The following is a 12,873-nucleotide window of genomic DNA, read 5'->3' on the forward strand; positions in this document are numbered from 1 at the left end:
TAAGGTATGCTTCCGAAGGAAGCGGGGCAACCGAGTATGGAACGACGCCTGACCGCAATATTGGCCGCCGACGTGGTCGGCTATTCCAGGCTGATGGGGCTTGATGAAGCTGGCACGCTGTCGGCGCTCAAGACGCATCGGCGCGAGATGGCCGACGGCAAGATCGCCGAACACCAGGGCCGCATCGTCAAGCTCACCGGCGACGGCATGCTGGTCGAGTTCCCGAGCGTGGTGAACGCAGTGGCGTGCGCCGCTGACATCCAGCGCCGGATGCACGAGCGCAATGTCGACGTGCCGGAGGAGCGCCGCATCGAATTCCGCATCGGCGTCCATCTCGGTGACATCATCTTCGAGGACAACGACATCTATGGCGACGGCGTCAACATAGCGGCGCGCATCGAAAGCATCGCCAAGCCCGGCGGCATCGCGGTGTCCGGCTCGGTCCGCGACAATGTCGGCAACCGGCTCGATCTCTCCTTCGAGGACACCGGCGAGCAGACGCTGAAGAACATCGACCGGCCGGTTCGAGTCTACAATGTCGACCTCTTCGCCGGCGCGGCGTCGCCCAAGCCAGCGCCGGCGAAGGAAAAACCGTCGATCGCAGTGCTGCCGTTCAACAACATGAGCGGCGACCCGGAGCAGGAATACTTCTCCGACGGCATCACCGAGGACATCATCACCGACCTGTCGAAGATCTCCGGCCTGTCGGTGATCGCCCGCAATTCGGTGTTCACCTACAAGGGCAAGTCCGTCGACGTGCAGGAGGTCAGCCGGCGCTTCAATGTCGCAACGGTGCTTGAAGGCAGCGTCCGCAAGGCCGGCCAGCGCGTGCGCATCACCGCGCAGCTGATCGACGGCAAGGACAGCACGCATCTGTGGGCCGATCGTTACGACCGCGACCTGACGGACATCTTCGCGATTCAGGACGAGATCACAAAAACGATCGTCGACCAGCTCAAGGTCAGGCTGCTGCCGGAAGAAAAGAAGGCGATCGAGGCGTCGCCGACCGAGAGTGTCGAGGCTTACACCTACTATCTGAGAGGCCGTGAGTTTTTCCACCGCGGCACAAAGCTGAACTACCGGCTCGCCAGACGGATGTTCACGATGGCGATCGAGCTCGACCCTCTCTATGCGCGCGCCTATGCCGGCAGCGCCGATTGCGACTCCTTCCTGTTCCTCGACTACAGCGAGGAGGTGTCGCTCGACGGCATACTGGCCAACGCCGCCAAGGCGCTCGAGATCGAAAGCGGACTGGCCGAAGCGCATGCCTCGCGCGGACTGGCCCTCTCGATCGGCCAGCGGTACGACGAAGCGGATCGAGAATTCGAGCAGGCGATCGCGGGCAACCCCAACCTGTTCGAAACCCATTATTTCTACGCCCGCAGCTGTTATGCGCGGGGAAAGCTCGAAAAGGCCGCCGTCCACTGGGAGCGCGCCGCCGAGATAGACCCCAACGACTACCAATCCCTGCTTTTGCTGATTCAGATCTATCGCACGTTGGGACGGCATGAGGAACAAAGGGAGACGGCTCGCAGGGGTGTTGAACGAGCCGAGCGCGAGTTTGCAAGGAATCCGGAAAATCCCCGGCCTGCGTACCTCGGCGCCAACGCGCTCGCCGGACTTGGTGAGTTCGATCGGGCGAAGGAGTGGGCCGCGCGCGCTTTCGCGATCGACCCCGACGATGTCCTGACCCAATACAACCTTGCCTGCTTCCACTGCTTCCTCGGTGATTTCGACCGGACGTTCGACATGCTCGAAAGCGTGATGCCGCGCGCCAACCACGAGATGAAAGCTTGGGTTCTGCAAGACTCGGATTTTGATCCGCTGCACAGCCTTCCACGCTGGCAGACGGTGCTGGAGCTTGCGAGATAGCAATGGAACGACGCCTGACCGCAATATTGGCCGCCGACGTGGTCGGCTATTCCAGGCTGATGGGGCTTGACGAAGCTGGCACGCTGTCGGCGCTCCTGTGCTATCGACCTGCTGGAGCCCTATTTGCGGCTGGTAGGGGACCACATGAAATCATGGTTCAAGAATGATTCAGATTTCGATCCCATCCGCAGCCATCCGCGCTACAAGGATCTGCTGAAACTGATCGGCTAGCGACAGCACCATATTTGCTGTGAGTGATTGGTGATCCCGACAGGAATCGAACCTGTGACCTACAGATTAGGAATCTGCCGCTCTATCCTACTGAGCTACGGGACCACGCGGCCAGACACATAGCCGCTTCGGATCGTTTCGCCAAGAGGCCGGCCGAACGCAATTCGGTCGGCCCTTTGCGCGACAGGCATCAGGCGGCGAGTGCCGTCTCCGCCAGTTTCACCCAATAGCTCATGCCGTGCGGGATGACCTCGTCGTTGAAGTCGTAGGCCGGGTGGTGAAGGCCGGCGGTGTCGCCATTGCCGATGAAGATGAAGGCGCCGGGGCGGGCTTCCAGCATGTAGGAGAAATCCTCGCCGCCCATCACCGGCTGGATGCCGCGGTGCACGTGGGCATCGCCGGCGACACCGGCCGCGATATCGCTGGCAAACACCGTCTCTTCCGCATGATTGAAGGTCACGGGGTAATTCGCCTGATAATCGACCTCGATCCTGGCGCCAAACGCGGTCGCCAGCCCGTCGCAGATGGCGCGGATGCGCTCTTCGGACTTTTTGGCGATTTCCTTGCGCAGGGTACGCACGGTACCGGCGATTTCGGCCGTCTCGGGAATGATGTTGTAGGCATCGCCGGCATGGAACTTGGTCACCGACACCACCACGGCCTCGACCGGATCGGTGCTGCGCGAGGCGATCGTCTGCAAGGCGCCGACCAGCTGGCTGGTGATGACGATCGGGTCGATGGTGCCGTGCGGCATTGCTGCATGGCCGCCCTTGCCGCGCACGGTGATGGTGAACTCGGCCGTCGCCGCCATGATCGGGCCCGGGCGGATGGCGAACTGCCCGACAGGCAGGCCGGGCATGTTGTGCATGCCGAACACCTTGGAGATGTCGAAACGATCCATCATGCCATCCTTGACCATCTCGTTGCCGCCGCCGCCGCCTTCCTCGGCCGGCTGGAAGATCACCGCCACCGAGCCGGTGAAGTTGCGCGTCTCGGCGAGGTATTTCGCAGCACCCAAAAGCATCGCCGTATGGCCGTCATGGCCGCAGGCGTGCATCTTGCCGGGAATGGTCGAGGCGTAGGGCTTGCCGGAGATCTCGTTGAGCGGCAGCGCATCCATGTCGGCGCGCAGGCCGATGGTGGGGCCTTCGCCCTGGCGGCCGCGGATGATGCCAACCACGCCGGTCTTGCCGAGGCCGGTCACCACGTCGTCGCAACCGAAGGCCTTCAGCTTCTCGGTGACGAAGGCGGCGGTCTTGAAGACGTCGAAGTTCAGTTCCGGCGTCTGGTGCAGATGCTGGCGCCAGCCGGCAACTTCGTCCTGCATTTCGGCGGCACGGTTCAGGATTGGCATGATGGTTCCATCTCGCTGTTGGGACAGGCGGGTGTTGTCCGCTGCCTTGCAATTGTGATCGTCAGGCGCTTTGCCATGTTGGCGTCACATAGAGTAAATAGCACCGCAACGATGCAGTCCGGTTTTTGAGGGTCGGACTGCATCGTGCTGGCGATCGCGTAACGAAATCTTACGGAGCCAGGGGCGACTACGGCAAGAGGCGATTTCGGATTTGATCATGCGGCACAGGCATTTCCTCAAACTATTCTCGGCTGGCGCAATCGTGCTGTCGGTCCTGGCCGGGTCGGCGCAGGCCAATCCGGTCGTTGTGTTCGATCTCAACAACGGCCAGATCCTGCAGCATCAGGATGCGTTCAAGCGCTGGTATCCGGCGTCGCTGAGCAAGTTGATGACCGCTTATGTGACCTTCCGGGCGATCGCGGCCGGCGAGGTCCAGCTCGATTCGCCGATCAAGGTGACGAAACACTCGGCCTCCCAGCCGCCAAGCAAGATGGGCTTCAAGCCGGGCTCGGTGATGCGGCTCGACAACGCGCTGAAGATGATGCTGGTCAAGTCGGCCAATGACATCGCCATGGCCGTCGGCGAGAATGTCGGCGGCTCACAGGCAGCCTTCGCCGAACGGATGAACGCCGAGGCGACCAGGCTCGGCATGAACGGCACGCATTTCGTCAATCCGAACGGGCTCTATTCGCCGGACCAGTACACGACGGCGCGCGACCTCGCCGTGCTGGTGATGGCCATCCGGCGTGAATTTCCGCAATATGCGCCGTGGTTCTCGATCGAGGGGCTTGCGGTCGGCAAGAAGGCGATTCCGAACTACAATCTGCTGATCGGCCGGTATCCCGGCGCCGACGGCATGAAGACGGGCTTCGTCTGCCCCTCCGGCTTCAACATGATCGGCTCGGCGACCCGCAATGGGCGCACGCTGGTGGCGGTCGTGCTTGGCGAGAAGTCCGCAATCACCCGTGCCGAGGCCGCAGCGAAACTGCTCGACCAGGGTTTTGATACGCCGGCCGCCGGCTCGACCACCATCGCGACGCTAGCGCCCTATGGCGACACTGTCTCACCCAACGACATGCATGATGAAATCTGCAAGAAGAAGGCGCCGGCGGAGCAGTCCGAGGCACCGCCCGCCGCTGCCGCCAAGGATGTGCCGAAATCGCCCTACCATGAGAAGCTCGACCATGTCCCGACGCTGGTTGCCGTCGGCCTTGGCGGCGCCACCGGTCCGGCGCCGAAGGCCATGCTCGACCAGGGCGGCCAGGAGTATGCCGACGTGCCGATCCCGAGCTGGCGTCCCGACCAGCCGGCGCCGGCCGGCACGGGTCCGGTCGTTGCCGGTTCCGCCGCGCAAGGCGACCAGCCGGTCAAGGTTGCGAACTAGCCGGATGAGCGGCTTCCCGATCCCTGTTTCGGTGCTGACCGGTTTTCTCGGCGCCGGCAAGACGACACTGCTCAACCGGCTGTTGAAAGATCCGGCGCTGGCCGACACGGCGGTCATCATCAACGAATTCGGCGAAGTTGCGATCGACCATCTGCTGGTCGAGCAGGCGTCCGACGGCATCATCCAGCTGTCGGACGGCTGCCTGTGCTGCACGGTGCGCGGCGAACTGGTCGACACGCTGGCCGACCTGGTCGATCGGCTGCAGACCGGCCGCATCGCCCGTCTGGCCCGCGTCATCGTCGAGACCACGGGGCTAGCCGATCCGGCGCCGGTGCTGCAATCGATCATGGCGCATCCCGCGCTGGTCCAGGCCTTCCGGCTCGACGGCGTCATCACGCTGGTCGACGCGGTCAATGGCAATGCCACGCTCGACGCGCATGTCGAAGCGGTCAAGCAGGTGGCGGTTGCCGACCGCATCGTGCTCAGTAAGGTCGATCTGGTCACCGACCCGCATGAATTGGAAACGCTGCGGGTCCGCCTGCGGCAGATCAATCCGGGCGCCGATTTGCTTGACGTTGCTGACACGAAGACAGGCGTGGCGGCGCTGTTTGATTGCGGTCTCTACAATCCGGCGACCAAATCCGCCGATGTGCGGCGCTGGCTGGGCGAGGCGCATGATCATGATCATCATGACGGCCATGATCACGAGCATGACCACGGCCACGATCAGCGCGTGCGTTCTTATTCGCTGGTCCACGACGGCCCGGTGCCGTTTTCAGCAATCGAGATGTTTCTCGACCTGTTGCGCTCGGCACATGGCGAGCGTCTGCTGCGGATGAAGGGCGTCATCGAGCTCAGTGAAGACCCGTCGCGGCCGTTGGTGATCCATGGTGTGCAGAAAATCCTGCATCCGCCGGTGCAATTGGCGTCCTGGCCGGACGGCCAGCGCGGAACGCGGCTGGTGCTGATCACGCTCGACATGCCGGAAGACTATGTGCGCCGGCTGTTCGCTGCCTTCACCAACCGGCCGTCGATCGATACGCCAGACCGCGCGGCGCTGGAAAACAATCCGCTGGCGATCGCCGGACGGTAAACTCTACGATTGCTGCTCGCCGCGCTCGACCAGAAAACGATGACCGCCTGACACCGCCGCCGTTTCGACGAGGTGGTGGCCGTTGTCGGAACAGAATGCCGGGATGTCGATGACGGCCAGCGGGTCGGTGGTTTCGAGCCAGAGCCGGCTGCCTGGCTGCATTCCGGCCAGCCGTTTCTTTGCTTTCAGCACAGGCAAAGGGCAGTTCAGCCCCTTGAGATCGTAGACGCTCGCAGGCCTGGAAAGCTTGTTTTCAAGCATGTCGTTGTCCCAAAACCGGTACGCACCTTTGGGTGACATGCATTGGCGAAAAAGCCTCAACCGCCGAACATGCCGAGCAGCTTGTTCTTCAGTCTGGTGACCCTGCTCTCGTCGGCGCTCGCTGCCTGCGTTTCAGCTTCAGGCGCGGCCTCCATGGGGGCTGCGATCGTGGCGGTGGCGACAGGCGCTTCCTTGGCGGCCTTGGTCGCCTCTTTCTGGGCCTTGGCGGCTTCCTTTTCGGCCAGGGCCTGCGCCTTGGCGGCTTCCTTGGCCTGCCTGGCCGCCTCTATAGCGGCAAGCCTCTGCTCCTCGGCCTTCTGCTTGGCGGCTTTTTCGGCGTCGAGTGCCGCCATCTTGCGGCCGGCCGGCGAATCGATGCGGCCCATGCGCGCCGTCTCGGTCACCGAGCCATCGGTGTTGAGCGACGGCGGATCGATCGGCACACGCTCGCCGCGCGCCCGGCGCTTGGACCAGTCGGAGACGATGCTGGCTTCCTTGACGCCGGCGATGGTCGGCTTCGGCGGCGGCGCGCTGGCCTTGAGCGCGCCGTTGAACGCCGCGTCATAGGTGCTCTGATAGGCGTTGTAGGCGCTCTTCAAGGAATCCGGTTGCGTGGTCGCCGGGCAGGCGCCGGTCGGATCAAATGTCTGGCCGTCGGCGGCGACCTGGTTGAAGACGTAGCGCTTCTCGCAGACGTCGACCTTCGGCGGCACCTTGGTGACTTCGAAATTGTCGTAGCCAACCTTCAGCATCTTCCAGAACTCATAGTTCGGGTCGTTGCGGTAGCGCGCCATGTTGGCGGCGGTCATGCGGAACGGAAAAGCCTGGATCTGGAATTCGGTCTGGCCACCCTGGAAGGCATCGCGGCCAAAGGCATAGATCTGCTCGATCTGCGCATCGGTCATCGAATAGCAGCCCGACGACGAGCAGGCGCCGTGCACCATCAGATTGGCGCCGGTGCGGCCATTGGCCCGGTCATAGGCATTGGGAAAGCCGATGTTGAAGGACAGATGGTAGTTCGAGCGCGGGTTCATCTGCGACGGGCGCACCGTGTAGAAGCCTTCCGGCGCCTGGCGGTCGCCTTCGGTGTATTTCGGCCCGAGCTTGCCCGACCATTTGCAGATATCATAGCTCGCCACCATGTCGTAGCGGCCGTTGGTCTTGGCCTTCCAGATTTCTAGCTTGCCCTCTTCCTTGAAGATGCGGGCCATCACCGACGAGGTGCGCACCATGCCCTTGGCCCTCATGTCGGCGAGGATCTTGTCGGGCAGCGGCTTGTTGGCCTCCGGGGCAAAATCCTTCATCGACGAATCGTTGCAGCCGGCAACGCCGAGGGCAGCGATCAGGATTCCAGTGCGGGCAAGCTTGGCGAACATGGCTGCGGATATCGTCTTTTCTCTGGCGCCAAGGCGATTCATGCCAAGGCTTCTGCACTGAACGTGTACGGACACTAAGCCCGTTAACCTTGAAAATTCCTTACCGCAAGTGTCGACGCGTCCCCCTGCGGCAGTCTCATTGAGCCGAATGCAGCGGCATTTTTGTGGCAAAAATGCTCCGTGCCGCCACATTGCGGCGGGCGGGGCAGGGCCTTGGTTTAGAGACTGCGGCCCATTGCCAGATATTTCTCGCGGCGCTGCTCGCGGAAGTCGGTGTTGGCGCCAGAAAAATCCTTCATAGTCTTGGCGATGAGGTCGCCGGTCGCGGCAATCACGGTTTCGGCGCCACGATGCGCGCCGCCGAGCGGCTCGGGGATGATGGCGTCGATGATCTTGAGCTCCAGAAGATCCTGCGCGGTGATCTTCATGTTGGTCGCCGCGTCCTTCGATCGTGTCGTGTCGCGCCACAGGATCGAGGCGGCGCCTTCCGGCGAGATCACCGAATAGATGGCGTGTTCGAGCATGTAGACGCGGTTGGCGGTGGCGATCGCGATGGCGCCGCCCGAGCCACCTTCGCCGATGACCACCGAGATCGACGGCACTTTCAGGCCAAGGCAGGCCGAGGTCGAGCGGGCAATCGCTTCCGCCTGGCCGCGCTCCTCCGCGCCGACGCCGGGATAGGCGCCAGCGGTGTCGACCAGCGTCAGCAGCGGGATATTGAAGCGGTCGGCGAGTTCCATCAGCCGCACCGCCTTTCGATAGCCTTCCGGCCGCACCGAGCCGAAATTGTGCCTAAGCCGGCTGGTCGTGTCGGAGCCCTTTTCCTGGCCGATGATGGCCACGGGCTCGCCGCGGAAGCGGGCAAAACCGCCGACGATCGCCTGGTCCTCGCCGAAATTGCGGTCACCGGCCAGCGGCGTGAAATCGTTGAACAGGCCCTTGATGTAGTCGACGCAGTGCGGCCGGTCGGGATGGCGCGCCACCTGCACCTTCTGCCACGGCGTCAGCGCCTTGTAGGCGTCGCGCAGCGCATCGCGGGAGCGCTTCTCGAGACGGCTGATCTCGTCGCCGACATCGACCGCCTCGCCACTCTCGGCAAGCTTCTTCAGTTCGAGGATCTTGCCCTCGAGGTCCTGCACCGGCTTTTCGAAGTCGAGGTAATTGTACATGCGTGAGCGGACCGATACGTCGGAAGGCGAGGACTGGCGGAACCCTGAAATCCAAGGCTCCGGGCGGTGGAACGTCGTCCTCACATAGCGATATGAGGCCTAGTCGGCAAGCGGATGATGATCGTTGACCAGCCGCACCAGCCGCTCTTCCAGCACATGGGTGTAAATCTGTGTCGTCGATATGTCGGCATGGCCGAGCAACTGCTGCACGGCCCTGAGATCTGCGCCGTTCTGCAGGAGATGGCTGGCGAAAGCATGGCGCAGCACATGCGGCGAGATCTTCGCGGAGGCGATGCCGGCCCTTGCCGCCAGCCCTTTCAGGTCGCGGGCAAAGACCTGGCGCGAGAGATAGCCGCTATCCGAGGCGGCCGGAAACAGAAACGGACTGTCGGCGAAGGCAGGCACCTTGGCGCGGGCGGCAAGCCAGCTCCGCATCGCCGTGCGCGCCTTGGCCGATAGCGGCACCATGCGCTCCTTGTCACCCTTGCCGCGCACCATGAAGAAACGGTCGTCGCGCTGCGCCACCGTCACCGGCAGGCCGACCAGTTCGGAAACGCGCAGGCCGGTGGCATAGAGCACCTCGACCAACGCATGCAGGCGCAGTGCCGCCAGCCAATCGCTGTCGCCAGGCACCGCATCGTTGCCGAGCCTGGGATCGCCGGCCTCAAGCGCTGCGCGGTCGATCAGCCGGCCGGTGTCGGCCTCGCTCATCGTCTTCGGCAGCGGACGGCCCTTTTTCGGGCTGTCCAGCGTGCCGGTCGGGTCATCCGCGCGCAGACCCTCGGCGTAGAGGAACTTGAAGAACTGACGGATCGCCGACAATTTGCGCGCCTGCGACGTCGGCGCGAAGCCACGCGCGGCGATATCGTCGAGATAGGCGCGGATATCGGTGGCGGCGGCACCGGCAAGCCCGCCATCGATCGCGTCCGAAGCGTCTTCGAGGTCGCGGCGATAGGAGGACAGCGTGTTTTCGGCGGCACCGCGCTCGGCGCTCATCATTTCCAGGAAGGCTTCGATGCGGGCGGCGCTGTTCATTCGGGTTTTCTTGGGCGGGCTTTTCTTTGGCGGCGATCAGCTTTTCTTGGGATTGAGCTTTTCGGGAGGGATGCGCACGCTCATTTCCGCCTTTCTGGGCTCGACGAACATCACCAGCGCGAACATCGTACCATAGGCAATGCCGGCCAGAATCGCGAGGATCACGACAAAGCGAAACAGTGTCGGCATCAATTTTCGCCCGTCTTCTTGTTCTGCGTTTCCAAACCCTGTGCCCTTATGGGACGCCAATCCGCCCAATTCAAGGAAGAAGCTGAGGTTTGTTAGCAACTTCTGATGATGCACGGCCAGCCCATATCATGCTCAGGGCTGCTCGCTACGCTTGACGAAAACCGGCTTTTCATGTCGATACGCCGGCAAAGGGGGCACTCGAAGCATCAGATGAACGCGCTGCCATCAAATCCTCCAGAGGAGAACCACGCCGCGCTGCTTGGCCGGCTGGGCAGCCGTTCCGTCGTCTTTGTCGGGTTGATGGGCGCCGGCAAGACGGCGATCGGCCGCAAGGTGGCGGCGATGCTGGCGCTGCCCTTCATCGACAGCGACCAGGAGATCGAAAGCGTCTCGCGCATGACCGTTCCGGAGCTGTTCGAGCGCTATGGCGAGACCGAGTTCAGGGCCCTGGAGCAACGCGTCATCCTGCGCGTGCTGGAGAACGGCCCGCAGGTGCTGTCGACTGGCGGCGGCGCCTTCATGAACGCCCACACGCGCGAGGCCATCGCCGGCCATGGCGTGTCGGTGTGGCTGAAGGCCGAGCTCGACCTTTTGATGGAGCGCGTCTCCAAGAAGCAGAACCGGCCGCTCCTGAAAAGCGCCGACCCCCGCGCCGTGCTGGAGCGGCTCATGCAGGAGCGGTATCCCGTCTACGCGACATCGGACGTCACCGTGCCGACCCGCGACGACCGCAAGGAGGTCATCGCGGCCGAGGTGGTGGATGCGCTTTGCCGGCATTTCGGCATTGATGAGACTGTCCCTACAGACGAGGTGCGATCGTGAGCGCAAGTCAGCCGGTCACCGTCGAAGTCGGCCTTGGCGACCGGGCCTACGACATCCTGATCGGCTCCGGTCTGCTGTCGCGCGCCGGTGCCGAGATTTCGCGCCGCCTGCCTGGTACACGCGCCGCGGTCATCACCGATGCCAATGTCGCGGCAGCGCATCTCGACGCACTGAAGAAGGGTCTCGAAAGGAACGACATCCAGCCCACTATCATCACGCTGCCGCCCGGCGAGAAGACCAAGAGCTTCGCCCATCTCGAAGAGGTGGTCGACGGCGTGCTGGCCGCCCGACTGGAACGCGGCGACATCGTTATCGCCTTTGGCGGCGGCGTCATCGGCGACCTTGCCGGCTTTGCCGCCGGTATCGTGCGCCGCGGCATGAATTTCGTGCAGATCCCGACCTCGCTGCTGGCTCAGGTCGATTCCTCGGTCGGCGGCAAGACAGGCATCAACAGCGCGCGCGGCAAGAACCTGGTCGGTGTTTTCCATCAGCCGAAGCTGGTGCTGGCCGATACCGAGGTGCTCGACACGCTGCCGATCCGCGAATTCCGCGCCGGCTATGCCGAGCTTGCCAAATATGGGCTCATCGACCGGCCGGGGTTTTTCGCCTGGCTGGAAGAGAACTGGTCCCACGTGTTCGCCGGCGGGCCGGAGAGGGCGCAGGCCGTTGCCGAGGCCTGCCGCGCCAAGGCCGATGTGGTTGCTCGCGACGAGTTCGAGACCGGCGACCGTGCGCTGCTCAATCTCGGCCACACTTTCGGCCACGCGCTGGAAGCCGCCACCCAGTATGACGGAACCCGGCTCGTCCATGGCGAGGGTGTCGCCATCGGCATGGCGCTGGCGCACCGGTTCTCGTCGCGGCTCAACCTCGCCAGCCCCGACGATGCGGCACGCGTCGAGGCGCATCTGCGCGCCGTCGGGCTGCCGTGGCGGATGGCCGATATTCCTGGTGATTTGCCCGATGCCGAGGCGCTGCTTTCCTTCATTGCCCAGGACAAGAAGGTGTCGCGCGGTGCGCTGACCTTCATCCTGACGCGTGGTATCGGCCAGGCCTTCATCGCCAAGGATGTGCCGGCTTCGGAAGTGCTGTCGTTCCTGAAGGAGAGCCATCCGGGCGAGCAGGAAAGCCGGCCGGGCCAGCAGAAGATGCGGCCGAGCCAGCAGAAGAGCCGGCCGAGATGACCAACGAGACCGGCTGGATCGTCGTCGCTGTCCTTGCCGTCCTCGTCCTGCTGGCCGTTGCGTTGCGTGCGCGCCTGCTTGCCGCTTTCGGCTACGAATTATCGCGCATCGGGCCGCAGCGCTCGAGTGAGGCCGAGTTGCGCGGCGCGGTCGACGATTTCCGCCGCGACGGGCAGGTGGTGCGCGAGGATCGCGATCGCGTCGGCGGCCTGTTCGATCTCGCCGAGCTCGAAGTGTCGGATATCATGGTCCACCGTACCAACATGCGCTCGGTCAATGCCGACAATGCGCCGGAGGCGGTGGTCCGCGAGATACTGCAGAGCCCGCACACCCGCATGCCGTTGTGGAAGGGCTCGCTCGACAACATTGTCGGCGTGCTGCACGCCAAGGACCTGCTGCGGGCGCTCAACGACGTCGGCAACGACTTTTCCAAGATCGACGTGATGAAGATCGCCTCGAAACCCTGGTTCGTGCCGGACACCACGACCTTGCAGGAACAGCTCAACGCCTTCCTGCGCCGCAAGGCGCATTTCGCCGTTGTCGTCGACGAATATGGCGAGGTCGAAGGGCTGGTGACGCTGGAGGACATCATCGAGGAGATCGTCGGCGAGATCGCCGACGAGCACGACGTCGACATCCAGGGCGTCAAGCAGGAGGCCGACGGTTCCGTCGTCGTCGATGGCACGGTGCCGATCCGCGACCTGAACCGGGCGCTCGACTGGAACCTGCCGGATGAGGAGGCCACCACCATTGCCGGTCTCGTCATCCATGAGACGCAGTCTATCCCCGAGGAAAAACAGGCTTTCACGTTCCACGGCAAACGCTTCGTCGTAATGAAGCGCGACAAGAACCGGATCGCAAGGTTGAGAATACGGCCAGCCGGCGACGCTTAGAACAGTTCACCGT

Annotated in this window: 13 protein-coding genes and 1 tRNA gene; 7 read left to right on the forward strand and 7 right to left on the reverse strand. The window is 63.5% G+C overall.

Going from position 1 to position 12,873, the window contains the following annotated elements; all coding sequences use genetic code 11:
* The first annotated feature begins 36 nt into the window (after positions 1-36).
* Together AC1D2G_RS22345 and AC1D2G_RS22350 are read left to right on the forward strand one after the other, a co-directional pair.
* Positions 37-1,872: a TPR end-of-group domain-containing protein gene (locus AC1D2G_RS22345; RefSeq protein ID WP_477416677.1), complete on the forward strand. Its 1,836-nt coding sequence runs from the start codon at positions 37-39 to the stop codon at positions 1,870-1,872.
* 144 nt (positions 1,873-2,016) lie between these two features.
* A complete protein-coding gene (locus tag AC1D2G_RS22350) occupies positions 2,017-2,103 on the forward strand; it encodes a TPR end-of-group domain-containing protein (protein WP_477416825.1) in 87 nt (28 codons plus the stop codon).
* A gap of 28 nt (positions 2,104-2,131) precedes the next feature.
* On the opposite strand, the gene AC1D2G_RS22355 is transcribed toward AC1D2G_RS22350, so the two are convergent.
* Both AC1D2G_RS22355 and AC1D2G_RS22360 read right to left on the reverse strand, forming a co-directional pair.
* Positions 2,132-2,208, reverse strand: a tRNA-Arg gene (locus AC1D2G_RS22355).
* Between the two features lie 85 nt (positions 2,209-2,293).
* Complete coding sequence (locus AC1D2G_RS22360; protein WP_477228390.1) at positions 2,294-3,457, reverse strand: M20 aminoacylase family protein; 1,164 nt, start codon at positions 3,455-3,457, stop codon at positions 2,294-2,296.
* Positions 3,458-3,674: 217 nt separating this feature from the next.
* Between AC1D2G_RS22360 and AC1D2G_RS22365 the strand changes: the two genes are divergently transcribed.
* Positions 3,675-4,841, forward strand: coding sequence for a serine hydrolase (locus AC1D2G_RS22365; RefSeq protein WP_477416679.1), 1,167 nt, complete (start codon positions 3,675-3,677; stop codon positions 4,839-4,841).
* 4 nt (positions 4,842-4,845) lie between these two features.
* The gene (locus tag AC1D2G_RS22370; protein WP_477416681.1) at positions 4,846-5,934 is read left to right on the forward strand and encodes a CobW family GTP-binding protein; all 1,089 of its coding nucleotides are present in this window, start codon (positions 4,846-4,848) and stop codon (positions 5,932-5,934) included.
* 3 nt (positions 5,935-5,937) lie between these two features.
* Here the strand turns inward: AC1D2G_RS22370 and AC1D2G_RS22375 are convergent, their stop codons facing one another.
* The 5 genes from AC1D2G_RS22375 to AC1D2G_RS22395 form a co-directional block, all read right to left on the reverse strand.
* The gene (locus AC1D2G_RS22375; RefSeq protein WP_477416683.1) at positions 5,938-6,195 is read right to left on the reverse strand and encodes a sulfurtransferase TusA family protein; all 258 of its coding nucleotides are present in this window, start codon (positions 6,193-6,195) and stop codon (positions 5,938-5,940) included.
* Positions 6,196-6,251: 56 nt separating this feature from the next.
* Entirely contained in the window at positions 6,252-7,571 is a 1,320-nt protein-coding gene (locus tag AC1D2G_RS22380) for a L,D-transpeptidase family protein (protein WP_477416827.1), read from the reverse strand.
* A 218-nt stretch (positions 7,572-7,789) separates the two neighbouring features.
* On the reverse strand, positions 7,790-8,740 hold the full coding sequence (locus AC1D2G_RS22385; protein ID WP_477416685.1) for an acetyl-CoA carboxylase carboxyltransferase subunit alpha: 951 nt from the start codon (positions 8,738-8,740) through the stop codon (positions 7,790-7,792).
* Positions 8,741-8,839: 99 nt separating this feature from the next.
* Entirely contained in the window at positions 8,840-9,775 is a 936-nt protein-coding gene (locus AC1D2G_RS22390) for a site-specific tyrosine recombinase XerD (RefSeq protein WP_477299808.1), read from the reverse strand.
* A gap of 36 nt (positions 9,776-9,811) precedes the next feature.
* Positions 9,812-9,964, reverse strand: coding sequence for a histidine kinase (locus AC1D2G_RS22395; protein WP_095084921.1), 153 nt, complete (start codon positions 9,962-9,964; stop codon positions 9,812-9,814).
* A gap of 210 nt (positions 9,965-10,174) precedes the next feature.
* On the opposite strand from AC1D2G_RS22395, the gene AC1D2G_RS22400 reads away from it, so the two are divergent.
* From AC1D2G_RS22400 to AC1D2G_RS22410, 3 genes are read left to right on the forward strand one after another with little or no spacing between them, the layout of a single operon-like run.
* A complete protein-coding gene (locus AC1D2G_RS22400; RefSeq protein WP_095085024.1) occupies positions 10,175-10,786 on the forward strand; it encodes a shikimate kinase in 612 nt (203 codons plus the stop codon).
* Positions 10,783-11,967: a 3-dehydroquinate synthase gene (gene aroB, locus AC1D2G_RS22405; protein WP_457154044.1), complete on the forward strand. Its 1,185-nt coding sequence runs from the start codon at positions 10,783-10,785 to the stop codon at positions 11,965-11,967. Before AC1D2G_RS22400 ends, aroB begins: the two co-directional genes overlap by 4 nt.
* On the forward strand, positions 11,964-12,860 hold the full coding sequence (locus AC1D2G_RS22410; RefSeq protein ID WP_457154045.1) for an HlyC/CorC family transporter: 897 nt from the start codon (positions 11,964-11,966) through the stop codon (positions 12,858-12,860). The genes aroB and AC1D2G_RS22410 overlap by 4 nt, the downstream gene beginning before the upstream one ends.
* Positions 12,861-12,873: the final 13 nt, after the last annotated feature.

This window comes from Mesorhizobium sp. P2_C7, from assembly GCF_056404515.1.

Bases quoted from the DNA above. Each gene is read 5' to 3' on its own strand.
- AC1D2G_RS22345 (WP_477416677.1), top strand. From the start codon at position 37: ATGGAACGACGCCTGACCGCAATATTGGCCGCCGACGTGGTCGGCTAT.
- AC1D2G_RS22350 (WP_477416825.1), top strand. From the start codon at position 2,017: ATGAAATCATGGTTCAAGAATGATTCAGATTTCGATCCCATCCGCAGC.
- AC1D2G_RS22360 (WP_477228390.1), bottom strand. From the start codon at position 3,457: ATGCCAATCCTGAACCGTGCCGCCGAAATGCAGGACGAAGTTGCCGGC.
- AC1D2G_RS22365 (WP_477416679.1), top strand. From the start codon at position 3,675: ATGCGGCACAGGCATTTCCTCAAACTATTCTCGGCTGGCGCAATCGTG.
- AC1D2G_RS22370 (WP_477416681.1), top strand. From the start codon at position 4,846: ATGAGCGGCTTCCCGATCCCTGTTTCGGTGCTGACCGGTTTTCTCGGC.
- AC1D2G_RS22375 (WP_477416683.1), bottom strand. From the start codon at position 6,195: ATGCTTGAAAACAAGCTTTCCAGGCCTGCGAGCGTCTACGATCTCAAG.
- AC1D2G_RS22380 (WP_477416827.1), bottom strand. From the start codon at position 7,571: ATGTTCGCCAAGCTTGCCCGCACTGGAATCCTGATCGCTGCCCTCGGC.
- AC1D2G_RS22385 (WP_477416685.1), bottom strand. From the start codon at position 8,740: ATGTACAATTACCTCGACTTCGAAAAGCCGGTGCAGGACCTCGAGGGC.
- AC1D2G_RS22390 (WP_477299808.1), bottom strand. From the start codon at position 9,775: ATGAACAGCGCCGCCCGCATCGAAGCCTTCCTGGAAATGATGAGCGCC.
- AC1D2G_RS22395 (WP_095084921.1), bottom strand. From the start codon at position 9,964: ATGCCGACACTGTTTCGCTTTGTCGTGATCCTCGCGATTCTGGCCGGC.
- AC1D2G_RS22400 (WP_095085024.1), top strand. From the start codon at position 10,175: ATGAACGCGCTGCCATCAAATCCTCCAGAGGAGAACCACGCCGCGCTG.
- AC1D2G_RS22410 (WP_457154045.1), top strand. From the start codon at position 11,964: ATGACCAACGAGACCGGCTGGATCGTCGTCGCTGTCCTTGCCGTCCTC.